At 68.1% G+C, this 26,849-nt stretch carries 24 protein-coding genes; 14 read left to right on the forward strand and 10 right to left on the reverse strand.

The window, feature by feature from the left end:
* Window positions 1-160: 160 nt before the first annotated feature.
* The gene (glnK, locus tag B2J86_RS16985) at window positions 161-499 is read right to left on the reverse strand and encodes a P-II family nitrogen regulator (RefSeq protein ID WP_169637910.1); all 339 of its coding nucleotides are present in this window, start codon (window positions 497-499) and stop codon (window positions 161-163) included.
* A gap of 48 nt (window positions 500-547) precedes the next feature.
* On the reverse strand, window positions 548-1,279 hold the full coding sequence (locus B2J86_RS16990; RefSeq protein WP_173026192.1) for a TorF family putative porin: 732 nt from the start codon (window positions 1,277-1,279) through the stop codon (window positions 548-550).
* A gap of 216 nt (window positions 1,280-1,495) precedes the next feature.
* Between B2J86_RS16990 and B2J86_RS16995 the strand changes: the two genes are divergently transcribed.
* Window positions 1,496-3,043, forward strand: coding sequence for a YifB family Mg chelatase-like AAA ATPase (locus tag B2J86_RS16995; protein ID WP_173026193.1), 1,548 nt, complete (start codon window positions 1,496-1,498; stop codon window positions 3,041-3,043).
* Between the two features lie 58 nt (window positions 3,044-3,101).
* Here B2J86_RS16995 and B2J86_RS17000 read toward each other — a convergent pair whose 3' ends face one another.
* Complete coding sequence (locus tag B2J86_RS17000) at window positions 3,102-3,602, reverse strand: MarR family winged helix-turn-helix transcriptional regulator (protein ID WP_173026194.1); 501 nt, start codon at window positions 3,600-3,602, stop codon at window positions 3,102-3,104.
* Between the two features lie 180 nt (window positions 3,603-3,782).
* Here B2J86_RS17000 and badH point away from each other — a divergent pair, with 180 nt between their 5' ends.
* The 10 genes from badH to B2J86_RS17050 all read left to right on the forward strand — a co-directional run bounded on the left by badH (window position 3,783) and on the right by B2J86_RS17050 (window position 15,302).
* Window positions 3,783-4,550 carry a 2-hydroxycyclohexanecarboxyl-CoA dehydrogenase gene (badH, locus tag B2J86_RS17005; protein WP_169167961.1) on the forward strand — a complete coding sequence of 256 codons (768 nt, stop codon included), beginning with the start codon at window positions 3,783-3,785 and terminating at the stop codon, window positions 4,548-4,550.
* A gap of 36 nt (window positions 4,551-4,586) precedes the next feature.
* Window positions 4,587-5,369, forward strand: coding sequence for a 2-ketocyclohexanecarboxyl-CoA hydrolase (gene badI / locus B2J86_RS17010; RefSeq protein WP_173026195.1), 783 nt, complete (start codon window positions 4,587-4,589; stop codon window positions 5,367-5,369).
* A 22-nt stretch (window positions 5,370-5,391) separates the two neighbouring features.
* On the forward strand, window positions 5,392-7,371 hold the full coding sequence (locus B2J86_RS17015) for an AMP-binding protein (RefSeq protein WP_173026196.1): 1,980 nt from the start codon (window positions 5,392-5,394) through the stop codon (window positions 7,369-7,371).
* Between the two features lie 158 nt (window positions 7,372-7,529).
* Entirely contained in the window at window positions 7,530-8,537 is a 1,008-nt protein-coding gene (locus B2J86_RS17020) for a tripartite tricarboxylate transporter substrate binding protein (protein WP_173026197.1), read from the forward strand.
* A 118-nt stretch (window positions 8,538-8,655) separates the two neighbouring features.
* Entirely contained in the window at window positions 8,656-9,804 is a 1,149-nt protein-coding gene (locus B2J86_RS17025; protein ID WP_169167957.1) for a CaiB/BaiF CoA-transferase family protein, read from the forward strand.
* Window positions 9,805-9,878: 74 nt separating this feature from the next.
* A complete protein-coding gene (locus B2J86_RS17030; protein ID WP_173026198.1) occupies window positions 9,879-10,358 on the forward strand; it encodes a MaoC/PaaZ C-terminal domain-containing protein in 480 nt (159 codons plus the stop codon).
* A 12-nt stretch (window positions 10,359-10,370) separates the two neighbouring features.
* Window positions 10,371-11,351: a tripartite tricarboxylate transporter substrate binding protein gene (locus B2J86_RS17035; protein ID WP_173026199.1), complete on the forward strand. Its 981-nt coding sequence runs from the start codon at window positions 10,371-10,373 to the stop codon at window positions 11,349-11,351.
* 188 nt (window positions 11,352-11,539) lie between these two features.
* Window positions 11,540-12,709 carry a cyclohexanecarboxyl-CoA dehydrogenase gene (aliB, locus tag B2J86_RS17040; RefSeq protein ID WP_169167954.1) on the forward strand — a complete coding sequence of 390 codons (1,170 nt, stop codon included), beginning with the start codon at window positions 11,540-11,542 and terminating at the stop codon, window positions 12,707-12,709.
* 46 nt (window positions 12,710-12,755) lie between these two features.
* Window positions 12,756-14,399, forward strand: a complete 1,644-nt coding sequence (gene aliA, locus B2J86_RS17045) for a cyclohexanecarboxylate-CoA ligase (protein WP_173026200.1) — start codon at window positions 12,756-12,758, stop codon at window positions 14,397-14,399.
* Window positions 14,400-14,489: 90 nt separating this feature from the next.
* Complete coding sequence (locus B2J86_RS17050; RefSeq protein ID WP_371736595.1) at window positions 14,490-15,302, forward strand: IclR family transcriptional regulator; 813 nt, start codon at window positions 14,490-14,492, stop codon at window positions 15,300-15,302.
* Between the two features lie 166 nt (window positions 15,303-15,468).
* Here the strand turns inward: B2J86_RS17050 and B2J86_RS17055 are convergent, their stop codons facing one another.
* A complete protein-coding gene (locus B2J86_RS17055) occupies window positions 15,469-17,274 on the reverse strand; it encodes an acyl-CoA dehydrogenase (protein ID WP_173026201.1) in 1,806 nt (601 codons plus the stop codon).
* A gap of 265 nt (window positions 17,275-17,539) precedes the next feature.
* Between B2J86_RS17055 and B2J86_RS17060 the strand changes: the two genes are divergently transcribed.
* The 3 genes from B2J86_RS17060 to B2J86_RS17070 all read left to right on the forward strand — a co-directional run bounded on the left by B2J86_RS17060 (window position 17,540) and on the right by B2J86_RS17070 (window position 21,374).
* A complete protein-coding gene (locus tag B2J86_RS17060; protein WP_173026202.1) occupies window positions 17,540-18,313 on the forward strand; it encodes an SDR family oxidoreductase in 774 nt (257 codons plus the stop codon).
* Window positions 18,314-18,437: 124 nt separating this feature from the next.
* On the forward strand, window positions 18,438-19,661 hold the full coding sequence (locus tag B2J86_RS17065; protein ID WP_169636005.1) for an acyl-CoA dehydrogenase family protein: 1,224 nt from the start codon (window positions 18,438-18,440) through the stop codon (window positions 19,659-19,661).
* A 3-nt stretch (window positions 19,662-19,664) separates the two neighbouring features.
* Complete coding sequence (locus B2J86_RS17070) at window positions 19,665-21,374, forward strand: long-chain fatty acid--CoA ligase (protein WP_169636004.1); 1,710 nt, start codon at window positions 19,665-19,667, stop codon at window positions 21,372-21,374.
* 149 nt (window positions 21,375-21,523) lie between these two features.
* Here B2J86_RS17070 and B2J86_RS17075 read toward each other — a convergent pair whose 3' ends face one another.
* The 6 genes from B2J86_RS17075 to B2J86_RS17100 form a co-directional block, all read right to left on the reverse strand.
* A complete protein-coding gene (locus B2J86_RS17075; RefSeq protein WP_169167947.1) occupies window positions 21,524-22,696 on the reverse strand; it encodes an ABC transporter substrate-binding protein in 1,173 nt (390 codons plus the stop codon).
* Between the two features lie 34 nt (window positions 22,697-22,730).
* Window positions 22,731-23,438 carry an ABC transporter ATP-binding protein gene (locus B2J86_RS17080; RefSeq protein ID WP_169167946.1) on the reverse strand — a complete coding sequence of 236 codons (708 nt, stop codon included), beginning with the start codon at window positions 23,436-23,438 and terminating at the stop codon, window positions 22,731-22,733.
* Window positions 23,425-24,189: an ABC transporter ATP-binding protein gene (locus B2J86_RS17085; protein WP_169167945.1), complete on the reverse strand. Its 765-nt coding sequence runs from the start codon at window positions 24,187-24,189 to the stop codon at window positions 23,425-23,427. Before B2J86_RS17085 ends, B2J86_RS17080 begins: the two co-directional genes overlap by 14 nt.
* Window positions 24,182-25,150 carry a branched-chain amino acid ABC transporter permease gene (locus B2J86_RS17090; protein ID WP_169636002.1) on the reverse strand — a complete coding sequence of 323 codons (969 nt, stop codon included), beginning with the start codon at window positions 25,148-25,150 and terminating at the stop codon, window positions 24,182-24,184. Before B2J86_RS17090 ends, B2J86_RS17085 begins: the two co-directional genes overlap by 8 nt.
* 2 nt (window positions 25,151-25,152) lie before the next feature.
* Window positions 25,153-26,016 carry a branched-chain amino acid ABC transporter permease gene (locus tag B2J86_RS17095; RefSeq protein ID WP_169636001.1) on the reverse strand — a complete coding sequence of 288 codons (864 nt, stop codon included), beginning with the start codon at window positions 26,014-26,016 and terminating at the stop codon, window positions 25,153-25,155.
* Between the two features lie 403 nt (window positions 26,017-26,419).
* Window positions 26,420-26,849, reverse strand: a 430-nt coding sequence (locus tag B2J86_RS17100; protein ID WP_173026203.1) for a glycine zipper 2TM domain-containing protein, incomplete at its 5' end; no start/stop codon positions are given.

Consider the following 26,849-nt stretch of genomic DNA (forward strand, 5'->3'; position numbering starts at 1 on the left):
CGCATCGGCGGGGGCGACAGCGGCCGCAGGCGCGGGCGGCGGCGGGGTTTGCGCGGGCGTGGTGGCGGCGGTGCACAGCAGCACCAGGCCCAGGGCACAGGAAAGAAGTCTGGGGGTCATGGCAAGGCCTCGCATTCGGTGGAAGGACGGGGTGGGGTGGTCAGACGGCAGCGCTGCCGGTCTCGCCGGTGCGGATGCGCACCACCTGCTCCAGGCCGGTCACGAAGATCTTGCCGTCGCCGATCTTGCCGGTGCGTGCGGCGGTCTCGATGGCCTCGATGACGCGCTCGGCGAGTTCGTCGGGCACGGCGGCCTCGATCTTCACCTTGGGCAGAAAGTCGACCACGTATTCGGCGCCACGGTAGAGCTCGGTGTGGCCCTTTTGCCGGCCAAAGCCCTTGACCTCGGTCACCGTGATGCCTTGCACGCCGATGTCCGAGAGCGCCTCGCGCACCTCGTCGAGCTTGAAGGGCTTGATGATGGCAGTCACCATTTTCATTTGGAGATCCTCCGAAAAAGGGCGGCGCTGCCGCCCGGGTGGATGGGGTTACAACGTCTTGGTCAGCGAGACCACCAGCCGCGCCTTGTTGCCGTCGCCAAAGAACGCCTTGTGGTTGGCGCCCACCACCGCGGCGCCGAGCGCGAGGCCGCCGCCGAAGTCGTAGGCGCCGCCCACGCTGTAGTCCACGTAGTGCGGCACGCCCAGGCGGTGGATGTCGCTGGCGAAGCGCGTGTAGCCGACCGAGGCCTTGAGCGTGGTCTGCGGCGCGATCTCCTGGGCATAGGCGAGGTTCAGGTACCCGGTGTTGCGCCCCTTCAGGCCCGAGCCCGCCTGCGCGCCGGCCCAGCCGAAGTAGTCCCTGGAGACGGTGTGCGAGTACTTGGCCGTGAGCGGCCCGAAGCTCGCCGCGCCGTAGAGCTCGGTGGTGTTGCCCTGGCGGTTGCCGGGGTAGACATAGGTCAGCGCGCCCAGGTCCAGGTCCATGCCGCCGGCCTTGAATTTGTAGCCGCCGTAGAGGTCGGCTTCGAGCGAGTTGCCGGGCAGCCAGTCCACGCTCGAGTTCCAGTTGCCCACATACCAGCCCGTGTCGCCGAACGCATAGTCGAAGCCGCCCTGCAGCGCAGGCTTGACGGCGCGCTGCCGCGACGTGTCCTGGTCCTGCCCGCGGAATTTGTAGTTGCTGGTCAGGCCCAGGTTGGCGGTGAGCTGGGCACTGGCGAACAGCGGCAGCGCGGCGGCAAGGGCAAGGCCGAAGGTCATGGCGGGGCTGCGGATCATGGTTTCTCCTGGTGGACGGGGTGGGGACGGCCTGTTTAAGCACGGACCGTGCCATGCCGTTTGCGCCCCCGCGCCGGCGTGTGCGCCCCGATGGCGCGCTGCACAGCAGGTACATTGGCGGGGCCTGCCGGCGCGGCGCGCACCCTGCTGGTGCACGGCGCGCTCCGGGCTCCCGCGCGACCGCCACAACGCACTGATCTGGGGAGAAACACGCTCATGAGTCTTGCTCTGGTGCAAAGCCGCGCCCTGCTGGGGCTGCAGGCCCCGCCCGTCACCGTCGAGGTGCATCTGGCCAACGGCCTGCCCAGCTTCACGCTGGTCGGCCTGGCCGATGTGGAGGTCAAGGAGGCGCGCGAGCGCGTGCGCTCGGCGCTGCAGAACGCGGGGCTGGAGTTTCCGCACAACAAGCGCATCACCGTCAACCTGGCGCCGGCCGACCTGCCCAAGGACTCGGGGCGCTTTGACCTGCCGATCGCGCTCGGCATCCTGGCCGCGAGCGGGCAGATCGAGGGCGCGCGCCTGGCGGGCTACGAGTTCGCCGGCGAGCTCTCGCTGTCGGGCGAGCTGCGTCCGGTGCGCGGCTCGCTGGCCACCAGCCTAGCCCTGCGCAACGGCCAGATCGCGGCGCAGCTGGTGCTGCCCCCGGGCAGCGCCGAAGAGGCGGCCCTGGTGCCCGAGGCCCAGGTCTGGCGCGCGCGCCACCTGCTCGATGTGGTGCGCCAGTTCCTGCCGCCGGGCAGCGGCGCAGCCGATGGCCCGGCCGATGCGCCACCGGACGGCGGCTGGGCGCGCCTGTCGGCCCAGCCGCTGCAGGCCACGGGCAGCTATGCCGACCTGGCCGACGTCAAGGGCCAGGCCGGTGCCAAGCGCGCGCTGGAGATCGCCGCCGCCGGCAACCACAGCCTGCTGCTGGTGGGGCCGCCGGGCTCGGGCAAGTCCATGCTGGCGCAGCGCTTTGCCGGCGTGCTGCCCGCCATGACCGTCGACGAGGCGCTCGAGAGCGCGGCCGTGGCGAGCCTCACGGGCCGCTTTGCGCTGTCGCACTGGGCGCTGCGCCCGACCTGCAGCCCGCACCACACGGCCAGCGCAGTGGCGCTGGTGGGTGGCGGCTCGCCGCCGCGCCCGGGCGAGATCTCGCTCGCTCACCACGGCGTGCTGTTTTTGGACGAACTTCCGGAATTTCCGCGCGCCGCGCTCGAAGCGCTGCGCGAACCGCTCGAGACCGGCCACATCACCATCGCGCGGGCGGCGCAGCGCGCCGACTTCCCGGCGCGCTTTCAGATGGTGGCCGCGATGAACCCCTGCCCCTGCGGCTACCGGGGCGCAGCGCAGCGCGCTTGCCGCTGCTCGCCCGAGCAGGTAGCGCGCTACCAAGGCAAGCTCAGCGGCCCGCTGCTCGACCGCATCGACCTGCACATCGAAGTGCCCGCCCTGCCCGCCCACGAGCTGCTGGGCGCACCGCCCGGCGAAGGCACGGCCGCCATCCGCGAGCGCGTGGCGCAGGCGCGCCAGCGTTCTACCCAGCGCCAGGGCTGCGCCAACCAGGCGCTGCAAGGCCAGGCCATCGACACGCATGTGCTGCTCGACCCCGCCGCCGCCCAGTTCCTGCAGACCGCGGCAGCCCGCCTGGGCTGGTCCGCGCGCGCCACGCACCGCGCCCTCAAGGTGGCGCGCACCATCGCCGACCTGGCGGGCGCGCAGCACACGCAGGTGGCGCACGTGGCGGAGGCGATGCAGTACCGCAGCATGCTGCGCGGCGCATAGCGTTCGACGCGTCGACAAGCAAGCCCGCGCCAGCGGCCCGGCCCAGCCTGCTCAGGATCTACCCAGGAGTGGCAGCGTCTGAAGCTTCGTGACCGTCTTCTGCGGCCGCCACACCCTCCTCGTCCAGGCGCTGCATGTTGCCCAGCAGCTTGAGCAGGTAATGCAGCGTGTGCGCCATGTCCCCCACGGAAAAACCCGCCAGCGCCTGCCCGTAATAGCGGCGGATGTTGGGCTGCGCCTCGTTCACCCAGACCTCCCGCCCCGATTCCGTCATGGTGATGCGCCGTGACCGGCGATCCCGGCCGTCCGGCGCACTGCCCAGGTGACCGTCCCGCTCCATGCGGCTGATCAGGCCCGAGAGGTTTTGCCGGCTCACCATCAGGTAGCGGGCCAGATCTCCCACGCTCATGCCGTCCGCCGCTTCGGGGCGCGACAGCGCCCCCAGCACGGCCCATTGCTGCGTGGTCAGCCCCTGCGCCTCGACCGCCCGGGTGCCCGTTTTATGCAACATGTTTGCACATTGATACAAACGAAAGAACAAACGGTTGGCCAGCTCCATCTTCGCAATGTCGCTGTTTTCTTGAGGGTTTACCACTATTTTTCCTTGAATTTTTTGCTTGCACCGCGCTCGACACCGTCCTAATATACGTCAATGTATTGACGCATATGGCTGCAAACTTCCCATACGGCCCTCAGCATAGCAACCCGGATTGCACCCACAGACCCCACGGAGAAACCCATGCAAAGATTTGACGGCAAAACAGTGATCGTGACCGGCGGCGGCGGCGGCATCGGCGGAGCGGCCTGCCGCCGCTTTGCCCGCGAGGGCGCCCGGGTGGCGGTGTTCGACATGAACCTGGCGGCCGCCGAGAAGGTGGCCGCCGACATCCGCGCCGGCGGGGGCCAGGCGGCCGCGTTCCAGTGCGACATCACGCAGCGCCCCCAGGTCGATGCGGCGGTGGCTGGCGCCGAAGCCCAGCTCGGTCCCATCGATGTGCTGGTCAACAACGCCGGCTGGGACGTGTTCAAGCCCTTCACCAAAACGGTTCCCGCAGAGTGGGACCGGCTCATCGCCATCAACCTCACGGGAGCGCTGCACATGCACCACGCGGTGCTGCCGGGCATGGTCGAACGCAAAGCCGGCCGCATCGTCAACGTGGCGTCCGACGCCGCGCGCGGCGGCTCCTCGGGCGAGGCCGTCTACGCCGCCTGCAAGGGCGGTCTGGTGGCGCTGTCCAAGACCCTGGCGCGGGAACACGCGCGCCAGGGCATCACCGTCAACGTGGTCTGCCCCGGCCCCACCGACACCGCCTTGCTGGCCGGCGTGGCCGAAGGCGCGCGCGACCCTGCCAAGCTGATCGACGCCTTCAAGAGCGCCATTCCGCTGGGCCGCCTGGGCCAGCCCGACGACCTGGCCAGTGCCATCGCCTTCTTCGGCAGCGACGACGCCTCCTTCATCACCGGCCAGGTCATCAGCGTCTCCGGCGGCCTGACCATGCACGGCTGAGCCCTGCCCACCCTTTCTTCTCCCCGAAAGAACACCATGAATTTCGAAGACATCCTGTACGAAGTGCGCAACGGCGTGGCCTGGATCACGATCAACCGCGCCGACAAGATGAACGCCTTCCGCGGCCAGACCTGCGACGAGATCATCAAGGCGCTGAACAAGGCCGGCTACGACCGCGACGTGGGCGCCATCGTGCTGGCAGGCGCGGGCGACCGGGCGTTCTGCACCGGTGGCGACCAGTCGGCCCACAGCGGCAACTACGACGGACGCGGCACCATCGGCCTGCCGATGGAAGAGCTGCACACCGCGATCCGCGACGTGCCCAAGCCCGTGATTGCCCGCGTGCAGGGCTTTGCGATCGGCGGCGGCAACGTGCTGGCCACCATCTGCGACCTGACCATCTGCTCCGACAAGGCGCAGTTCGGGCAGGTCGGCCCCAAGATGGGCTCGGTCGACCCCGGCTACGGCACCGCCTTCCTGGCCCGCGTCGTCGGCGAAAAGAAAGCGCGCGAGATCTGGTACCTGAACCGCCGCTACAGCGGCGCCGAAGCCGTGGCCATGGGCCTGGCCAACTTCTGCTTCCCGCACGACCAGCTCGACGCCGAAGTGCAGAAGATCGGCGAGGAGCTGTGCGAGCGCAGCCCCACGGCGCTGGCCATCGCCAAGCGCAGCTTCAACGCCGACACGGCCCACCAGGCCGGCATCGCGGGCCTGGGCATGTACGCGCTGAAGCTGTTCTATGACACCGAAGAGTCGCGCGAAGGCGTCAACGCGCTGAAAGACAAGCGCAAGCCCGAGTTCCGCAAGTACGCCAAGTAACTTTTCGATCGGAACACGACCCATGCAAGCCGATGCCCTCGACCCGTCCGGCGCTGTGTGGTGGCCCGACCGCAGCACGGTAGACAACGCCAACCTCACGCGCTTCATGCGCGCGCTCGGGGTCGACAGCTTCGAGGCGCTCAATGCGCGCGCCAGCGCCGATCCGGCTTGGTTCAACGACGCGCTGATCCGCTTCCTCGACTATCGGTTCCAGCGCCCCTACGACCGGGTGCTGGACCTGGGCGAGGGGCTGCCCTTCGCGCACTGGTGCGTGGGCGGCACGACCAATGTGGTGCTCAACTGCCTCGACCGGCGTCGGGGCACGGCGCGCTACACGCAAGAGGCTTTGGTCTGGGAAGGCGAAGACGGCACCGTGACCCGCTGGAGCTTTGCCGACCTGGACCGCGAGACCTGCCGGCTCGCCTGGGGGCTGCGCCGCCTGGGGCTGGGCCGCGGCGACGTGGTGGGCATGTACCTGCCCAACCTGCCGCAGGCAGCGGCCGCCATGCTGGCGGTGGCCAAGATCGGCGGCATTGTGCTGCCGATGTTTTCGGGCTTCGGCGCCGACGCCATCGCGCAGCGCCTGACCGATGGACAGGCCAAGGCGCTGATCACGGTGGACGGCTCCCTGCGCCGTGGCAAGCCGGTCGGCGCCAAGGCCGTCGCCGACGAGGCGCTGCAGCATTGCCCGGGCGTGCAGCACGTCGTGGTGCTGGGCCATCTGGCCACGGAGCACGGCTGGACCGAGGGGCGCGACCACTGGTGGCATGAACTCGCCGCCGGCGCGCCCGAAGACTGCACGGCCGTGCCGACGGAAGCCATGCCCGCCGACGATCCTTTCCTGCTGATGTTCACCTCGGGCACCAGCGGCAAGCCCAAGGGCGTGGTGCACTCGCACTGCGGTTTCCCGGTCAAGACGGCGCTGGACCTGTCGATCTGCATGGACCTCAAGCCTGCGGATCGATTCCTCTGGATGTCGGACATGGGCTGGTTGGTGGGCCCGATTCTGGTATTCGGCGGCCTGCTGGTGGGGTCGACAGTGGTGCTGGCAGAGGGTGCGCCCAACTACCCCGAACCCGACCGCCTGTGGCGCCTCATCGAACGCCACCGCGTCAGCTACTTGGGCCTCGCGCCCACGGTGGCACGCCTGTCGATGTCGCTGGGCAGCGACGCCATCGGCGCGCTGGACCTCAGCTCGTTGCGCGTCATCGTCTCCACTGGCGAGCCCTGGACGCCCGAGGCCTGGCAGTGGACGTTCGAGCGCGTGGGCCAACGCAAAGTCCCCCTGCTCAATTACTCCGGCGGCACCGAGGTGGGCGGCATCCTGACGGGCACCGTGGTCCATCCGCTCAAGCCGTGCGCCTTTGCGGGCCCCGTGCCCGGCACAGGCGCAGATGTGGTCGATGCCGAAGGGGCCAGTGTCGGTCCCGATGTGACGGGCGAGCTGGTGATGCGCAGCCCCAGCATCGGCCTCACGCGCGGCCTGTGGCACGACCGCGAGCGCTACCTGCAAAGCTACTGGTCGCGCCTGCCCAATCTGTGGGTACACGGCGACTTCGCCAGCCGCGACGCCGACGGCATGTGGTACGTGCATGGCCGCTCGGACGACACGCTCAAGATTGCGGGCAAGCGCACCGGCCCCTCCGAAATCGAGGCGCTGCTGATGGCCACCGGGCTGCTGCAAGACGCGGCGGCGATCGGCGTGCCAGACGCCGTCAAAGGCACTGCGGTGGTGTGCCTTTGCGTCCCCCGCCCCGGCATTGATGCGGGCAGCGCGGTCAACACCCTGTCTGCAGCGGTGGTCGCTGGACTGGGCGGCGCGTTTCGCCCCGCCAAGGTGGTCCTGGTGGACGACCTGCCGCGCACCCGCAACATGAAGATGATGCGCCGCGTGGTCCGCGCCTCCTGGCTCGGAGACGACCCGGGCGACCTGAGCACGCTGGTCAACCCCGAATCGGTACAGGCCATCCGCGCGGCGCTCACAGCGCAGGGCCAGACGTGATGCACACGGTGTGCCTTGCGCTGGCGGCGTATGGCGCGCCCACGCACTGCCCTGGTCACGGACCACGGACAGTGTTTTTTACGCCAAATCGCCCCCGACAGGCGGGTGAAAAACGGCTTTTTGTCGGACCGCCATTGCACAACACCACAGGAGACACCATGACACCTACGCCCCACCGCGCTTTTCGCTTCCTCTCCCGCCGCACCCTGACCATCGGTGCCGCGGCCCTCCTGGCAGCGGCGGCGCTGCCCGCGGTCGGCCAGACGGCGGCCTGGCCGTCCAAGCCCGTGCGCCTGGTGGTGGGATTTGCCCCGGGCGGTGGTACCGACGTGATGGCCCGCAGTGTGGCGCAGTCGCTCAGCGAAGCCCTGGGCCAAACGTTCATCGTGGACAACAAGCCCGGCGCCAGCGGCACCCTGAGCGCCAGCGAGGTGTCCAGAGCAGCACCCGACGGCTACACCTTTCTCGTCGCACCGACCTCGGTCGAAACGGTCAACCCCTTCCTGTTCAAGTCCAGCAACCTTCTGCCCTCGCGCGACCTGGCTCCCGTGATGGGGATCGGACGCATGCAGATGTATCTGGTGGCCCGTCCCACGCTCGAGGCCACGGATGCCAGGCAGCTCATCGCCCTGGCCAAATCACAGCCCGGCAAATTGAACTTTGCGTCCTCCGGGTCCGGCACGCCGCCGCATCTTGCGGGAGAGCTGTTCAACCAAAGCACGGGCACCCTCACCACGCACGTCCCGTACCGCGGATCTGCGCCCGCGCTGCAGGACGTGATGGCCAGCCAGGCCGACTTCGTCTTTGATCCGGGCATCGCCCTGCCGCACATCAAGGCGGGCAAGGTCAAGCTGCTGGCCGTGGCCAGCGACCGGAAATCGCCTTTCTTTCCGGATGCGCCGACGTACGCCGATCTGGGCATCAAGAACGCGAGCCTGGACATCTGGTTCGGCGTATGGGCCCCGAACAAGGTTCCGCCCGAGATCACCGAGCGCCTGTCGCGGGAACTGACCAAGGCGCTGGCGGCCCCTGCGCTCAAAGAGCGGTTCAACCACCTGGGCGCCGAGCCCGCCCCTGTGGACACCGCAGCCTTCCGCAAGCTGCTGGCGGACGAGGGTGCCACGCTGTCCACGCTGATCAAGGAACGCAAGATCGTTGCCGACTGAATGGCCGGAGTTTCAGACCGATCGTGCCCCGCCGAAGGCAAAGCCTGGATCGGTAGGTGCCCAGGTCTGGCAGCGCCACGCCTCCATTTACTTTCACAACCCGATTCGATACAAAAATATGCTACCCCTGGAAAAAATCAGAGTGATTGATCTGTGCAATGTCGTGATGGGACCTTATGCGACACAGATCCTGGCGGAATATGGAGCGGACGTCATCAAAATCGAGCCGCCGGAAGGCGACGATTCCCGCCGCACGGGGTTTTCCGTTGAAAACAACATGGCCAGTTTGTTCATGGGAGTCAACCGGGGGAAAAGAAGCGTCACCTTGAACCTCAAGGACCCGGCCAGCAAAGAAGATTTCTATGCCCTGGTGCGGTCCGCGGATGTTTTTGTCCACAATATCCGCCCACAGAAACTCCAGGCGCTGGGCATCACGCCCGACGATCTTCGCTCCCACAATCCGCAGTTGATTTATGTGAGCCTGAATGGCTTTGGCCAGGATGGGCCCTATGGCGGAAAACCGGCCTACGACGATGTCATTCAGGGAATGTCGGGAATGGCGGCCCTTGCGCAACGCCATGGCGCGGACGAGCCGCGCTACACCCCGACCATTCTGGCCGACAAGACCGTCGGAACCCTGGCGGCCAGTGCAATTCTGGCGGCGGTGGTCAAACGCGAACGTTTCGGGGTCGGCAGCACCGTGGAAGTGCCCATGTTCGAGTCGATGGTGGCATTTACCTTGGTGGAGCACATGTACGGCGCCAACTTCGCGGCGCACGACCAGAAAATGGGTTACCCCCGTGCACTGGCCCCCTGGCGCAAACCCTTCGCCACCCTGGATGGCTATATCTGCGTCATGCCCTATACCGACAGGCACTGGAATGAACTGCTGACCGCCACAGGGCATGCGGACCTTGCGGCCGATCCGCGTTTTGCCAGCATTTCGGCGCGCAGCGAGCATTCCGGCTTTGTCTACCAGTCGCTGGGGACCGTGTTGTCGCAGAAAACCACGGCAGAGTGGCTCGCCATCCTGGAAGAACTGCAGGTGCCTGGCGCCGTCGTGAACCAGCCCGAGGATTTACTGACCGACCCGCATTTGCAGGCCGTGGGGTTTTTCCAGCACCTGAACGATGCGTCCATGGGCGCGCTGTGCTTCCCAGGCGCCCCGGTGCTTTTCGATGGAGTGAGGGCCCACAACGGCCCACCTCCCCGGCTGGGCGAACACACGCGCGAAGTGCTCGATGGCCTTTCCCATCCATTGAACTGAGTTTTTCGACTTGTTCGGAATCGCCATTCCGAAATAACAACTTGCCTATTTACTTAAATACAAAGGAGACAACCATGGCATCCCCTATTTTGCTGGGTCGCGGATATTACTGGCACGACTTGCATGTCGACCAGGAATTCATCACCTACGGAAGAACCATTACCGAAACCGATTTGATGAATTTCATCACTCTGACCGGAATGACCGAAATCATTTTCACCGACATCCACCACAAAGGCGCCATGCAGGGCCGCGTGGTGCCCGGGGCGTTGTCCTATACCCTGATTGAAGGGCTGCTGGTCCAAGGCATGATCCAGGGCACCGGCATGGCCTTGCTCGAAATAGAAAAAAAGATTTTGGCGCCGGTGTGCGTGGGCGACACCATTCACGGCCATGTGCGCATCGACAATATCCGACCAACCTCCAAACATGGACGCGCGGTGGTGACCTCTACCGTTTCCATTGTGAACCAGCACGATGTGACCGTAAGCACCTATACCGCGAAACGCCTGCTCGCAGGAGATCCCCAAAAGATCGCCGTCGAAAGCCATTGATTGGAGAGAGAAATGAAATTCACCCGAATTTTTCGCCATACTCCGATTGGTCTGGGTTTGCTGCTGGGACTGATTGCTCCCAGCCATTCCGCCTCCGATTACCCGGCCAAGCCCATCCAGTTGGTCATCGGTTTTTCAGCGGGCGGCCCCGCCGATGCGATTGCCCGCATCCTGTCGCAGCCGCTGAGCAAAATGCTGGGGACGCCCATCGTCATTGACAACCGCCCGGGGGCCGATGGCGTCATTGCCGCTACCAAAGTCGCGCAGTCCCCCGCCAATGGCTATACGCTTTTGCTGGCCCCGGCGACCCACGCCATCAATGCCACGCTCTACAAAACCGCTCCGTACGATTCGCTCAAGGATTTCACTCCGATTGTCTTGATCGGCGACTCTCCGAACATCGTGGCGGTTCACCCGTCTGTTCCGGCCAAAACCATCTCGGAACTGGTCGCCCACGCCAAAACCACAACCCCGGAACTGGCCTATGGCTCCAGTTCGAGCATCACCTATCTGGCCACCGAGATGCTGAACATGAACGCGGACGTGAAAATGGTCCGCATTCCCTACAAAGGCGCGGGCCAGGCCTTGCCAGCGCTGTTGTCGGGGGAGATACAGGTCATGGTGTCCAGCTTCGTCACCTTGCTGCCGCACGTGAAAGCCGGCAAGGTGCGTGCGCTGGCGGTCACCAGCCCCTCGCGCCTGGCGGCCGCTCCAGACATTCCGACCGTCGCCGAATCGGGCCAGCCCGGTTATTCGGCCACGACCTGGTATGGAATTTTGGCGCCCGCCAATACCCCGCCTGAGATCACCGAACGCGTGGGCAAGGCCGTCAAGGACATCCTGCTCGACAAATCCGTCGTCGACCAATTGGCTGCGCAAGGGCTGGCGATCGAAAAAACCATCACAACGCCCCAGGCGTTCAAGACCTACATGGGCGCCGAGATCGACAAATGGAAGCGCGTCATTGTGTCTTCGGGTGCGTCGGCCAACTGAGGCACCCTCCGAACGCCGAACTTTGGCAGGGCCCGGGTGCAGGAAACGCAGCCCATCTGCCTGGCCCGCTGCGCCACACGGGCGGCCAGGTGCCGAAGAGGCCCATGAAGCCGCGATGCGCTGAAGAGCCATCCCCAGCCCGAGTTCCGCCAGTACGCGAAATCACGCACCAGCCCTGGAGACCCCTGATGAACCCGAACCCCTACATCGACGAAGACCTGCAGGCGCTGGCCGACACGGCGCGCCGCTTTGCCGAGGAGCGCGTCAAGCCCGGCTTCCTCGAGCGCGACCAGACCCGCGATCTGGACCGCGGGCTGTTGCGCGAGATGGGCGAACTCGGGTTCATTTGCCCCGAACTGCCCGAGCAGCACGGTGGCCTGGGGCTGGGCTGCCTGGCGGCCGGTGTGATCCACGAGGAGATCGCCCGCGCCGACCTGAGCTTCTCGTACCTGAACCTGCTGGCGTCGCTGAATGGCCAGATCCTGTCCCGATACGGCAACCCCGAGGTGGTCGGGCCCTGGCTGCACAAGCTCACCCGAGGCGAGGCGATCTGCTGCATCGCACTGACCGAACCGCGCGGGGGCTCGGACGCCGCCAACCTGCGCCTGCGCATCGAGCGCACCAGCTACGGGGGCAGTGATTTCTACGTCATCAATGGCGAGAAGACCTCCATCTCGGCTGCCGACCAGGCCGACATCGCCGTCGTGTTCGGCCGCACCGGCAAACCCGAGGACGGCGCCCATGGCGTGACGGCCGTGGTGGTGCCAATGGACACACCCGGCATCACCACCAGCCGCTTCGACTGCCACGGCCAGCGCGCCATCGGTCGCGGCTCGATCTTTTTCGAGAACGTGCGCGTGCCCGTCAGCCACCGCCTCGGCGATGAGAACAAGGGCTTCGTGCAGGTGATGCACGGCTTTGACTTCTCGCGCTCGCTGATCGGGCTGCAGTGCCTGGCCGTGGCGCGCGTGGCGCTCGACGAAACCTGGGAATACATCACCCAGCGCCAGGCCTTCGGCCAGCCGCTGTCTGCCTTCCAGGGCGTGACGCACCCGCTGGCGCAGTACGACACCGAGGTCGAAGGTGCACGTCTGCTGTGCCTGCAGGGCCTGTGGCTCAAGGACAAGAACCTGCCCCACACCGCAGAAGCCGGCATGGCCAAGTGGTGGGGTCCCAAGCTGGCTTATGACGTAATCCACCAGTGCCTGCTGTGCTTCGGCCACGGCGGCTACGACCGCGGCCTGATGGAGCAGCGCCTGCGCGACGTGCTGGGTTTCCAGATCGGCGATGGCACGGCGCAGATCATGAAGACCATCATTGCCCGCGCCCGGGCCGGCCGCAAATTCGTGCCTGCCTGAACGCCGTGCACCCAGCCGCCCACCCGACACACCCGGAGACAAGACCATGGACTTCGACGCTGTACTGCTCCCCCCTCGCCGCGCCCGCCTGGTGGCGCAAGGCCACTGGCGCGACCGCACGATCAACGATGCGCTCGACGCCTGCCTCGCGGCCTGCCCCGACCAGCCCGCGCTGACCGCGCTGCAGGTGGAAACCGGCACCACCACGCGCTTCACCTACCGCGAAATGGCACGCATGGCCGACCGCATCGCCGTCGGCCTGGCGCGCCTGGGCGTGGGCCGGGGCGACGTCGTGGCCTGCCAGCTGCCCAACTGGTGGCAGTTCACGCTGACCTACCTGGCCTGCTCGCGCATCGGCGCGGTGATGAACCCACTGATGCACATTTTTCGCGAGCGCGAACTGGGCTTCATGCTGCAGCACGGCGAGGCCAAGGTGGTGATTGCGCCCCAGAGCTTCCGGGGGTTCGATTTCGAGCAGATGATCTCCGGCCTGCAGCCCCGCCTGCCGCACCTTCAGCAGCTGGTGATCGTCGGCGGCACGGGCGCCAACAGCTTCGACGCCCTGCTCAGCGGCCCCGCCTGGGAGGCCGCGCCCGATGCGGCGGACATCCTCACGGGCCACCGCCCCGGCCCCGACGAGGTCACCCAGCTCATCTACACCTCGGGCACCACGGGCGAGCCCAAGGGCGTGATGCACTCGGCCAACACCGTGATGGCCAACATCGTTCCCTATGCCGAGCGCCTGCGCCTGGGCGCCGACGATGTGGTGCTGATGGCCTCGCCCATGGCGCACCAGACCGGCTTCATGTACGGGCTCATCATGCCCATCGTGCTGCAGGCACGCGCGGTGCTGCAGGACATCTGGGAACCCAAGCAGGCCATCGCACTGATCAATGCGGAGCAGGCCAGCTTCACCATGGCCTCCACGCCGTTCCTCACCGACCTGGCCCGCACCGTGGCCGAGACCGGCGTGGCCGTGCCCAGCCTGCGCACCTTTCTCTGCGCTGGCGCGCCGATCCCCGGCCCGCTGGTCGAGCAAGCCCGCAAGACGCTGGGCGCCAAGATCGTCTCGGCCTGGGGCATGACCGAGAACGGCGCCGTCACGCTCACCCGGCTGGAAGACGACGACGAGCGCTCCTTCAACACCGACGGCTGCCCGCTGCCCGGCGTGGAAATCAAGGTGGTGGATGTGGACGGCCAGCCGCTGCCCCCCGGCGAGCCCGGCAAGCTGCTGCTGCGCTCGTGCTCGAACTTTGGCGGCTACCTGCACCGCGCCCAGCTGAACGCCACCGACGCCGACGACTGGTTCGACACCGGCGACCTGGCACGCATCGACGAGCGCGGCTACCTGCGCATCACCGGGCGCAGCAAGGACGTGATCATCCGCGGCGGCGAGAACATCCCGGTGGTCGAGGTCGAGTCGCTGCTCTACCGCCACCCGGCCATCGCGCTGGCCGCCATCGTGGCCTACCCCGACGAGCGCCTGGGCGAGCGGGCCTGCGCCGTGGTGGTGCCCAAGCCCGGGCACAGCATCGACCTGCCGGGCCTGGTGCAGTTCCTCAAAGATCAGAAGATTGCCCTGCAGTACATCCCCGAGCGCCTGATCGTGCGCGACGCGCTGCCCGCCACGCCGTCCGGAAAGATCCAGAAATTCAAGCTGCGCGAGATGCTGCGCGAAGAAAAAACCTGACGCGCAAACACCCTTCTCCCACCCCCTCCGTGGCGCTCTGCGGAGGCTGCGCTCCGGGGCAAGGCGCGCCACGGGCAGGGCATCGCGATAATGCCCGCCATGCCTGCCCACCCCCCTTCCCGCCCCGCGGCCCCGCGCGCTCCCGAAGACCGCCATTTCGTGGCGGCACTGGCGCGCGGGCTCGAAGTGCTGTCGTGCTTCCGCTCGGGCGACAAGGTGCTGGGCAACCAGGAGATCGCGCAGCGCTGCCAGCTGCCCAAGTCCACCGTCTCGCGCCTGACGACCACGCTCACGCGCCTGGGCTACCTGATCCACATCGAGGACAGCGGCAAGTACCGCCTGGGCACGGCCACGCTGTCGCTTGGCAGCGCCATGCTGGTGCGCCTGGACGTGCGCCAGGTGGCGCGCCCGCTGATGCAGGAGCTGGCCGACGCCGCCCACGCCGAGGTGTCGCTGGGCACGCGCGACCGGCTGTCGATGATTTATGTGGAGAACTGCCGCAGCTCGGCCCTGCTGGCGCTGAGCCTGGACGTGGGCTCGCGCATTTCGCTCACGCGCTCGGCCATGGGCCGCGCCTGGCTGGCCGCCGTGTCCGAGGACGAGCGCAGCGAGGTGCTGGCCCAAGCGCGTGCGCGCAAGGAAAGCGGCTGGCCCGAGGTGCACGCAGGCATCGAAAAAGCCCTGCACGACCACCGCACGCTCGGCGTGACGACCTCCTTTGGCGACTGGCAAAAGAACGTGAATGCCATCGCGCGGGCGTTCGACCCCGGGGGCGGGTTGCCGCCGATGGTAATCAATTGCGGCGGGCCGTCGTTCAACCTGCCGCCCGAGTTCCTGCTCAACGAGGTGCGCCCGCGCTTCCTCGACATGGTCGCGCGCATCGAGAGCGCGCTGCACCGCTGAACACTGCGCCCAGCGGCGGGGTCTGGGTCGGCCGGGGCACTCAACTCTTCTTTTGATAGCTGAAGGCGCTTGCTGCATCAGCGCCAGAGGCCGATTTGGCTGGTATTTTCCTCTGGACGCAAGCCGCCTGCGGGCAGCGCGCCCGCAAGGCCCGGCCGGGGCCGGCTCAGAACCAGGCGTCCTGCATCGCCAGCGCGCTGTTGTCGAGGCCGCGCAGCAGCGCGTGCTGCGGCCCGGTGCGCGGCAGCTCGCAGTGGAAGAACCAGCGGCAGGCCTGCAGCTTGCCTTGGTAGAAATCGGCCTCGGCTCCACCCGCGCCGCGCTCCAGCGCGCCGACCGCCACCACGGCCTGGCGCAGCCAGGTCCAGGCCAGCACGGTGTGGCCGAAGGCTTCGAGGAACACGCCGGCGTTGGCCAGCGCGCGCTCGCTGTCGCGGCCCAGCAGCGGCGCGAGCACGGCCAGCGTGGCCTGCACCTCGCCCCAGGCGGCCTGCAGCGCGTCGGCGTGCGGCGCCAGCCGTGGCCAGGCGCGCGCCGCGTCCACCGTGGCCTGCAGTTCGCGGCCCAGCAACGCCGTCGCCGCGCCCTGCTGCATCACGGCCTTGCGGCCCAGCAGGTCGAGCGCCTGGATGCCGTGCGTGCCCTCGTGGATCATGTTCAGGCGGTTGTCGCGCCAGTACTGCTCGACCGGGAAGTCGCGCGTGTAACCATAGCCGCCGTGCACCTGGATCGCCAGGCTGTTGGCCTCCAGGCACCATTGGCTGGGCCACGATTTGACGATGGGCGTGAGCAGGTCGAGCAGCAGGCCGGCCTCGGCGCGGGCCGTGTCGCTGTCGCCGGTTTTTTGCTCGTCCACCAGGCGCGCGGCGTACAGGCCCAGCGCGAGCCCCCCTTCGACATAGGCCTTCTGTGCCAGCAGCATGCGGCGCACGTCGGCATGGGCCACCAGCGGCAGCTGCGGCTGCAGCGGGTCCTTGGCGCCTGGCGCGCGGCCCTGCAGGCGCTTGCGCGCGTACTGCAGCGACGCCAGGTAGCCGCGGTAGCCGTACATCACCGCGCCCATGCCGACGCCGATGCGCGCCTCGTTCATCATGTGGAACATGCAGGCCAGGCCCTGGTGCGGCGCGCCGACCAGCTCGCCCTCGCAGTCGCCGCCCTCGCCAAACGACAGCATGGTGGACGCGGTGCCGCGCCAGCCGGTCTTGTGGACCAGGCCGGTGAGGCGCACGCCGTTGCGCGGACCCAGGCTGCCGTTGGCGTGGACGCGGAACTTGGGCACGGTGAACAGCGAGATGCCCTTGACGCCCGCGGGCGCGCCGGCAATGCGCGCCAGCACCAGGTGCACGATGTTCTCGCGCAGCTCGTGGTCGCCTGCCGAGATGAAGATCTTGCTGCCCTGGATGCGGTAACTGCCGTCGGGCTGCGGCGTGGCGCGGGTGCACAGGTCCGCCAGGCTCGACCCGGCCTGCGGCTCGGTCAGCGCCATGGTGCCGAAGAAGCGCCCCGACAGCAGCGCGCCGAGGTACTTGCGCTTCTGCGCTGCGCTGCCGAAGCGCTCGATCACGTTGGCATTGCCCAGCGTCAGGCCCACATACGAGGTGGTGGCGCCGTTGGCGCTTTTGAACAGCGCCGAGCAGGCCTGCGCCACCACCACGGGCAGCTGCATGCCGCCCTGCTCGTAGTCCTTGGTGGGCGCCAGAAAGCCCGCAGCGCAGAACGCGTCGAGCGCCTCGCGCACCTCGGGGATCAGGTGCACGCGCTCGCCGTCAAACGTCGGCTCGTGCTCATCGGACTTGCGGTTGTGCGGCGCGAACCTGTCCTGTGCGATCGCGTGGGCGGTGTCGATCGCGGCGGCAAAGGTCTCGCGGCTGTGGTCGGCATGGCGCGGGCGCTCGGCCAGCCGGTGCGCCTGCAGCACCTCAAAGAGCTGGAAGTCGAGGTCACGGCGCTGGATCAGGGAAGACTCGGGCATGGCCACCTTTGTTCTGCATTGCAGAAATAAACGGAAAGGATGCACGCCGCAGCGTGCCGCAGGGGCGGGTGCGCCGCGGACCCGCCATCGTAGAAAGCCCGGCCCGCCGTGGCAATGGCCGAGAGTTTCGCAGGCGACAGGGGCCGGTTTACAGCGCGGGAGCGCGCCATTAGCATGGTCCTGGAGTGCTTCTGCAATGCAGAATTTTCATTCCCTGCGCGGCCCGCTGCGCAGGGCGGCAGGTCCTTTTTCAGGGGGTACGGACATGGGCGTGAAACAACTTTTCGACCTGACCGGGCAGGTCGCGCTGGTCACCGGCGGCTCGCGCGGCCTGGGCCTGCAGATGGCCGAGGCACTCGGCGAGATGGGCGCCAGGCTCGCCATCACCGCGCGCAAGGCCGATGAACTGGCACAGGCCCGGCAGCACCTCGAGGGCCTGGGCTACGAGGTCCAGACGATCGTCAACGATTTGTCGAAGTTCGACCAGATCCCGGCGCTGGTGGACCAGGTGCTGGCGCGCTTTGGCCGCATCGACATCCTGGTCAACAACGCCGGCGCCACCTGGGGCGCCAAGGCCGAGGACTACCCCGACGCCGCGTGGCACAAGGTGATGGACCTCAACGTGAACGCGCCGTTCTTCCTCTCGCGCGAGGTCGGCAAGCGCTGCATGATTCCGCAGGGGCGCGGCAGCATCATCGTCACGGCCTCGGTGGCCGGGCTCAAGGGCACGCCGCCGGGCATGAACACCATCGCCTACAACACCTCCAAGGCGGCGGCGATCCACTTTGCGCGCACGCTCGCGTCCGAGTGGGGACCGTACGGCATCCGCGTCAACGCGATCTGCCCCGGCTTCTTCCCGAGCAAGCTGGCCAGCGGCCTGATCGAGAAACTCGGTCCTGCGCTGCAGGAGCGCACGCCGCTGCGCCGCATCGGCGGCGACGAGGACCTCAAGGGCGCGGTGGTCTTCCTCGCGTCCGACGCTTCGCGCCACATCACCGGGCAGGCGCTCGTGGTGGACGGCGGCGCCAGCCTGATCTGAAGTGCGACAACACCCCAGCGTGGCCCTTGCGCGGCGGCGGCTGGCCTGGGCCGCGCCGGTGGCATGGGCTGCGGATTAGCGCGCGACGGCATCGATTACCCCCATTTTCCGCAAAGGATTGCACATGGACTTCTCCTACTCCCCCAAGGTCATCGATCTGCAACAGCGCCTCACGGCCTTCATGGACGAGCACATCTACCCCGCTGAAGCCGTCTACCACCACGAGGTGGCCGAGAACCGCAAGGCCGGCAACGCCTGGCAGCCGACGCAGGTGATGGAGGAACTCAAGGCCCAGGCCCGCGCGGCCGGGCTGTGGAACCTGTTCCTGCCCGCGTCGAAATATGGCGCGGGCCTGAGCAACCTCGAATACGCGCCGCTGTGCGAGATCATGGGGCGCTCGCACATGGCGCCCGAAGCCTTCAACTGCGCGGCGCCCGACACCGGCAACATGGAGACCCTGGTGCGCTACGCCACCGAAGAGCAGCAGCAGCGCTGGCTGCTGCCGCTGCTCGACGGCACGATCCGCTCGGCCTTCGCGATGACCGAGCCCGACGTGGCCTCGTCCGACGCGACCAACATCGAGGCGCGCATCGAGCGCGACGGCAGCGACTACGTGATCAACGGCCGCAAGTGGTGGACCTCGGGCGCGCCCGACCCGCGCTGCGAGATCCTGATCTTCATGGGCAAGACCGACCCTGGCCATCCGAGCCGCCACCGCCAGCAGTCGATGGTGCTGGTGCCCATGAAGGCGCCCGGCGTGACCCTGGAGCGCGCGCTGCCCGTCTTCGGCTACGACCATGCGCCGCACGGCCATGGCGAGGTCCGTTTCGAGAACGTGCGCGTGCCGGTCGGCAACGTGCTGCTCGGCGAGGGCCGCGGCTTCGAGATCGCCCAGGGGCGCCTGGGCCCGGGCCGCATCCACCACTGCATGCGCCTGATCGGCGTGGCCGAGCGCGCGCTCGAACTGATGTGCCGGCGCGCGCTGGGCCGCGTGGCCTTCCACCGCCCCGTTGCCGACCAGGGCGTGACGCGCGAGCGCATCGCCAATGCGCGCATCCTGATCGACCAGGCGCGCTTCCTGGTGCTCAACGCCGCCTACATGATGGACACGGCGGGCAACAAGGTGGCGCAGAAGGAGATCGCCATGATCAAGGTCGCGGCCCCCGCCATGGCCTGCCAGGTCATCGACTGGGCCATGCAGGTGCATGGCGGCGCCGGCGTGAGCGACGACTTCCCGCTCGCCGCGGCCTACGCCCAGGCCCGCACGCTGCGCTTTGCCGACGGCCCCGACGAGGTGCACCGCAACCAGATCGGCAAGATGGAACTGGCCCGCTACCAGGCGCACTGAACCATGTCCGACCGCCACTTCGCCCACTGGCCGCGCCTGCTGCCGCGCCACCTCACGGTGCCCGCCACGCACCTCTACCGCAACCTCGAAGTCTCGGCGCTGCGCTACCCGGACAAGGCCGCGCTCGTGTTCTACGACTCCGTGCTGGGCTACGCCCGGCTGCAGGAGGAAACCGAGCGCCTGGCCGGCCACCTGCAGCAGGTCTGCGGCGTGCGCAAGGGCGACCGCGTGCTGCTCTACCTGCAGAACAGCCCGCAGTTCGTGATCGCCTACTACGCCATCCTGCGCGCCGACGCGGTGGTGGTGCCCGTGAACCCGATGAACCTCACCGAGGAACTGCGCCACTACGTCGACGACGCCGGCGCGCGCGCCATCGTGGCGCCGCAGGACCTGTTCGCGCAGGTGCTGCCGCTGCTGCGCGAGGGCCGCGCGCGCGCGGCCGCCGACCCCGGCGCGCCCGGCCTGCGCCACGCCGTGGTCGCCGCCTACAGCGACCACCTCACCGCGCCCACCGACCTGCCCGTGCCCGCCTTCGTGGCCGCGCCGCGCCAGCCCGTCGCCGAGCCCGGTGCCGTGGCCTGGTCGGAGGCGCTGGCCGCCGGCCTGCGCCCGGCCCCCCTCCAGGCCGGTCCCGACGACCTCGCCGTGATGCCCTACACCTCGGGCACCACGGGCCACCCCAAGGGCTGCATGCACACGCACCGCAGCGTCATGTACAACACCGTGGCCGGCACGCAGTGGCTGGGCACGCCGCAGGACGCGGTCTCGCTGGTGGTGCTGCCGCTGTTCCACGTGACCGGCATGCAGAACGGCATGAACGGCGCGCTCTACGCCGGCGCCACCATCGTGCTGCTGCCGCGCTGGGACCGCGACGCGGCCGCGCAGCTCATCGGGCGCTACCGGGTCAGCAACACGCAGATGATCGTGACCATGGTGGTGGACCTGCTGTCCCACCCGCGCCTGGCCGACTGCGACCTCTCGAGCATCCGGCGCCTGAGCGGCGGCGGCGCGGCCATGCCCGAGGCCGTGGCCACCCAGCTCAAAGCACTGTGCGGCCTCGACTACCTCGAAGGCTATGGCATGAGCGAGACCATGGCGCCCACGCACATCAACCCGCCCGAGCGGCCCATGAAGCAGTGCCTGGGCATCCCGATCTTCGACGTGGACGCGCGCGTGGTCGACCCGGCCACGCTGCAGGAGCTGCCGCCCGGCGAGGTCGGCGAAATCATCGTGCACGGCCCGCAGGTCATGCAGGGCTACTGGGGCCAGCCCGAGGCCACGGCCGCCGCGTTCGTGCAGATCGACGGCAAGCGCTTCCTGCGCACCGGCGACCTCGCGCGCACCGACGAGCACGGCTACTTCTACATGGTCGACCGGCTCAAGCGCATGATCAACGCGTCGGGCTTTAAGGTCTGGCCCGCCGAGGTCGAAGCGCTGATGTACGCCCACCCGGCCATCCAGGAGGTCTGCGTGATCGCCGCCAAGGACGCGCGCCGCGGCGAGACCGTCAAGGCCGTGGTCGTGCTGCGCGAGGCCTTCCGGGACCGCGTGACCGGGCAGGAGATCATCGACTGGGCGCACGCCCACATGGCGGCCTACAAGAGCCCGCGCCTGGTGCAGTTCGCCGACCGCCTGCCCAAGTCGGGCACGGGCAAGGTGCAGTGGCGCGAACTGCAGGAGCGCGAGAAAAAGAGTGCGGCCGCAGGGCCCTGACCCCGGACCATCACTCCTGAAAAGTGAGCTTATAGCGCTTGTCCAACAAGCGTTTCAGCCAATTTTCATCGGAATTCCAGGTCGGAGACAAAAAAATGCCGGCTGCGCTCCGATAGCGCAGCCGGCACCGGCCATTGCGACCGCAGGCTTTACTTGGACATGATGACCTTGACCTTGCCGCCTTCGACCGCGCCGCCGCGCTCCACGGTCGAGGCGCCGCCGTTGCCGTCCACGCTTGTCACGCCGCCGGGGTTCTGCGCCGGCGTCAGCGCCTTGTAGCCCTTGTCGAGGTGGGCGCGGATCGCGGCGGCGTCACTGGTGGTTCCGGCGATCTTCATGGCCGCCAGCGTGGCGTGCACGGCGGTGTAGTTCCAGACGAATTCCGAGCCCGGGTCGCGGTTCGGATGGACCTTGTGGAAGCGCTCGACAAAGCCCTTCATGGCGGCGGACGGGTCTTCGACCACGGGCAGCACGCCGATGGCGCCTTCGAGCGCCGCGTAGCCGCCCGTGACCTTGGCCATTTCGTCGAGCTTGGCCTGGTCCATCACGAAGAAGCCGCCCTTGAAGCCCAGCTCGCGCGCCTGCTTGACGACCAGGCCCGTGGGCTCGGACGCGCCGCCGACGAACAGCACGTCGGGCTTGGCGGCGAGCGCCTTGCTCACGCCGCTGTAGAAGTCGGTCGCACGGTTGTACGACATCGGGTTCTCGGCCACCACGGTGCCGCCGGCGGCTTCCCAGGCGGGCTTGAACGCGGCGACCCAGGCCTTGGCGTAGTCGTGGTCGGCGCCGACCAGGGCGATCTTCTTGCCGAAACGCTCCATCAGGTAGGCCGAGAAGGGCTTGATGTAGGTGGTGAACTCGGGCGGAATGCGCAGCGTGAGCTGGTTGCCGCGGTTGGTGATCTGCGGCACGCTGCTGTAGGCCAGAACGAGGTATTTCTGCGCCTCGTTGGTGGTCTGCAGCGCGAAGATGCCGCCCGAATGCGGCACCAGGATGGCCGGCGTCTTGTGCTGCTGCACCAGGCGCTGGGCGTTGATGGCGGTCTCGCTCGGGTTGTACTTGTCGTCGAGCGCGACGATCTCGAACTTGACCTTCTTGCCGCCGATCTCGGGGTTGCTGGCATTGACCTCGCTGACGGCCATCAGCGCGCCATCGAGCACGTTCTTGCCGTACTGCGCCGCGCCGCCCGAGAGCGGGCCCGAGTAGCCGATCTTCACGACCTCCTGCGCCAGGGTCGGGCCGGCGGTCAGCGCGGTGCAGGCCAGCACCAGGGCCGTCATGCGGCGGCGCGAGAGGGGCAGCGTGGAAGCGATCTTTTTCATGGTTGGTCTCCTAGGGGTGGATGGGATGCGGCGCTCAGGCGCCGATGTAGGCCTTGCGGATGGCGTCGTCGGCCAGCAGCCGGTCGGGGGCGCCCTCCATGACGATGCGGCCGCTCTCGATCACGTACGCGCGGTGCGCGACCTTGAGCGCCGCAAACGCGTTCTGCTCGGCCAGCAGCACCGTGGTGCCGGCCTGGTTGATGCGCTGGATGACCTCGAACATCTGCTTGATGACGAGCGGCGCGAGGCCGAGCGACGGCTCGTCGAGCAGCAGCACCTTGGGCAGGCCCATCAGCGCGCGGCCGATGGCCACCATCTGCTGCTGGCCGCCGCTCAGCGACCCGGCGGGGTCGTCCTTTTTCTCTTCGAGGATCGGGAAGAGGTCGAGCACTTCGTCGAGCATCTGCCGGCAGCGCGCCGGCGCGCGCCGGTGCACGTAGCCGCCGAGCTGCAGGTTCTTCAGCACCGTCATGCCCGGAAACAGCTTGCGCCCCTCGGGGCACTGCACCACGCCGGCCTGCACGATCTGCGAGGGTTTCATGCCGACCAGCTCCTGGTCGCCGTAGCGGATGCTGCCGCCCGCCGCCCTGTGGATGCCGCTGGCCGTCAGGAAGATCGAGCTTTTGCCGGCGCCGTTGGCGCCCAGCAGCACGACCAGCTCGCCTTCCTCGGCGTGCAGCGTCACGCCGTCGAGCGCGAGGAAGCTGCCGTAGCGCAGCGACAGGTTGTCAAATGCCAGCATGGTCGCTCCCCAGGTAGGCGTCGATCACGGCCGGGTTGGCGCGGATTTCGGCGGGCGTGCCTTCGGCGATTTTTTCGCCGTAGCTGAGCACCAGGATCTTGTCGGCCAGGCTCATGATCATGTTCATCTTGTGCTCGATCAGGCACACCGTCAGGCCGCTCGCCACCATCTTGCGGATCAGCTCGGCCAGGCCCAGCGTCTCCTCGGGGTTCACGCCGCCGGCGGGCTCGTCGAGCAGCAGCAGCTTGGGGTCGGTGGCCAGCGCCAGCGCGAAGGCCACGCGCTTGCGCTCTTCCTGCGTGATGTCGCCGGCCAGGCACTGCGCGATGGGCGAGAGGCCGACGAAGTCGAGCGCGTCGCGCGCCTTCTCGCGGCAGATGCGCTCTTCCTCGCGCAGCCGACCCGAGCCGCGCAGCACGTCGAACAGGCCCGAGTGCGTGCGCAGCCGGTGGCCGACGATCAGGTTGTCGAGCACCGTGGCGCCGTCGAACAGCGCCGTGGTCTGGAAGGTGCGCGCCACGCCCAGGCGCGCCACCTGGTCGGTGCGCAGCGAGGTCACGTCGCGCCCCTCGAAGGTGATGGTGCCCGAGGTGGGCCGGTGCACGCAGCTGATGAGGTTGAAGAACGTTGTCTTGCCCGCGCCGTTGGGGCCGATGATGGCGTTGATCTTGCCGGCCTCGATGGTGGTGCTGACGCCGTTCACGGCCGCCAGGCCGCCAAAGCGCTTGGTCAGGTGGTCGATCTTAAGCATGGCGCTGGCCCTCCGCGGCCGCGCGCCGCGCACGCCAGCTCTGCCAGCTGCCGACGATGCCGTGCGGCACGAAGATCACCAGCAGCACCAGGATGGGGCCAAAGACGATGAAGCGGTACTCCTGCAGGAACTGCAGGTACTGCGTGAGCCAGGGCAGCGTGAGCGCGCCCAGCAGCGGCCCGAGCAGCGTGCCCAGCCCGCCGACCAGCATGTACATGGTCATGTCGAAGGTGTGCTCGACGCCGGCAACGCCCGGGCCGATGAAGCGCACGAAGCCCGCGTACAGGCCGCCCGCCATGCCGGCGTAGAACACCGAGAGCATGAAGGCCAGCGTCTTGTTGCGCATCAGATTGATGCCCAGAGCCTCGGCCAGCTCGTCGCTGTTGCGGATCGCCTCGAAGGTGCGCCCGAGCAGCGAGCGCGTGATGCGCCGCATCGCCCACATCCCGACCACCAACCAGAACAGCACGAGGTAGTACAGCGCCAGCGGCGTGTCGAACGCGAGGCCGCCGATGGGCCCGGGCGCGGGGATGCCCATGATGCCGACGGTGCCGTGCGTCAGGCCGTCCCACTTCTCGATCACGAGAAACATGATGTAGCCCACGCACAGCGTGAAGATCGAGAAGTAGTGGCCCTTGAGGCGCAGCGACAGGATGCCGATGAAGTAGCCCAGCGCCGCCGTGACCACGCCCGAGAGCGCGAACGCCGCCCAGAACGACCAGCCGTGGTCCACCGTGAGGATGCCCACGGTGTACGCGCCCACGGCCATGAAGCCGCTGTGCGCCAGGTTGAACTGGCCGGTGTAGCCGGTGATGAGGTTCAGCCCGACGGTGGCGATGGCGAAGATGTAGGCCGTGCTCATCACCGTGAGGTGGTAGTCGTTGCCGGTGACCAGCGGGAACACCAGCGCGGCGGCCAGCAGCAGCCCCCAGCCGAGCTGGCTTGTCAGAGGTGCCTTCATGGCTAGCGCGCTCCCTTGGTGAACAGGCCCTGCGGGCGCACCGACAGGATGGCCACCAGCAGCACGAAGGCGATGATGTCCTTGTAGTCGGTCGAGATGTAGTAGGCGCCGAAGCTCTCGGCAAAGCCGATGATCAGCCCGCCGACGATGGCGCCGGGCACGCTGCCCATGCCGCCGAGGATGATGATCACGAAGGCCTTGGTGATCACCAGGTGCCCCATGGCCGGGTAGACCAGGTTGATCGGTGCGTAGAGCGTGGCACCCACGGCGGCCAGCACGCCCGAGATCGCGAAGGTCAGCATGGCGACGCGGTGCGCGTCGATGCCCACGAGCGAGGCGCCGTCGCGGTTCTGCGCCATGGCGATGATGGTCGAGCCGACCACCGTTTTCTTCAGGAACAGGTGCAGCACCACCATCAGTGCAAAGGCCGAGCCGATGATCAATAGGCGCTGCGCCGGCGCGGTGATGCCGCCCAGGTCGATGATGCTGGTGTAAGGCGTCTGCATGCGCTGGAAGTCGGCGCCCCAGATGGCCTGCGCCGCGGCCTCCAGGAACAGCAGCACGCCGATGGCCGCGATCATCGGGTGCAGGCCCGAGGCGTTGCGCAGCGGGTGGAACACCAGCCGCTCGGCCAGCACCGCCAACAGCGCCACGCAGGCCGCCGCGCCGGCCATGGCCAGCCAGTAATTCCAGCCCCAGGCCGACATCAGGTGGAACGAGACGAAGGCGCCCACCATGTAGAACGCGCCGTGCGCAAAGTTGGGTACGTGCAGGATGCCGTAGACCAGCGTCAGGCCGAGGGCCACGAGGCTGTAGATGCCGCCCAGCGTCAGGCCGTTGAGCACCTGTTGCAGAAAGATGTCCATCAGCCGCCCCCCCCGCCGCGCGGGCTGGACAGGGCGCCTGCGGGCCTGGAAAGGGAGGACGGACACGCCGCTCGGCCTGACGTCCCCGGGAACCGGAAGATCTCCATCGACTTGACTCCTGTGGGTTGGGCTGTGCATCCGGCCCCGGCGGCACACCGCGCAAGCGGGCCGTCAAGGGAAGAATGGAATGCCAACCCAGCTTAGCGAGGCCGGTGTCGAGGGCAGATCGGAATTCTGCAATGCAGAACAATTTAGGGGAAACCCCCATCGAATCGGGCCGCACAGAGTCGCCCAGATGACTTTCACACCTCCATGCCAGCGGCTGTCCCGGCGGCAGCGGAATGCCCGACGGGCTGGGTGGTTCCGTCACGCAGAACCGTGCCGCCCGCCGCCGTGCCGGGGCTCAGGCGCCGGAAGCGCCCGCCTGCGCTGAGGGCGCGGCGCCGCGGCCCAGCGCGAAGCCCTTGCCGCGCAGCGTGACCGCCGCGCCCACGGGCACCGGCTGGGCGCGCTCGAACTGGCGCACCGAACCGTCTTCCATGCGCACGCGCACCTGGTACACGGTCTGCGTGCGCGTGCGCTGCTCCACCGTGTGGCCGAGGTAGCCGCCGCCGACGGCGCCCAGCACCGTGGCCGCCGCGCGGCCCGAGCCCTTGCCGACCTGGTTGCCGACCACCGCGCCCAGCACGCCGCCGGCCACTGCGCCGACGCCCGAGGCCGGCGTCGCCTGCTGCACGGCCTGCACCGACTCGACCTGGCCGCACACCGCGCAGACCGCCGCACGCACCGCGGCCTGCGGCGCGGGGACCCCGTCCAGGCGTGCCACCGGCTGC

The organism is Acidovorax sp. SRB_14 (assembly GCF_012932145.1).
Classification (GTDB): Bacteria; Pseudomonadota; Gammaproteobacteria; order Burkholderiales; family Burkholderiaceae_C; genus Simplicispira.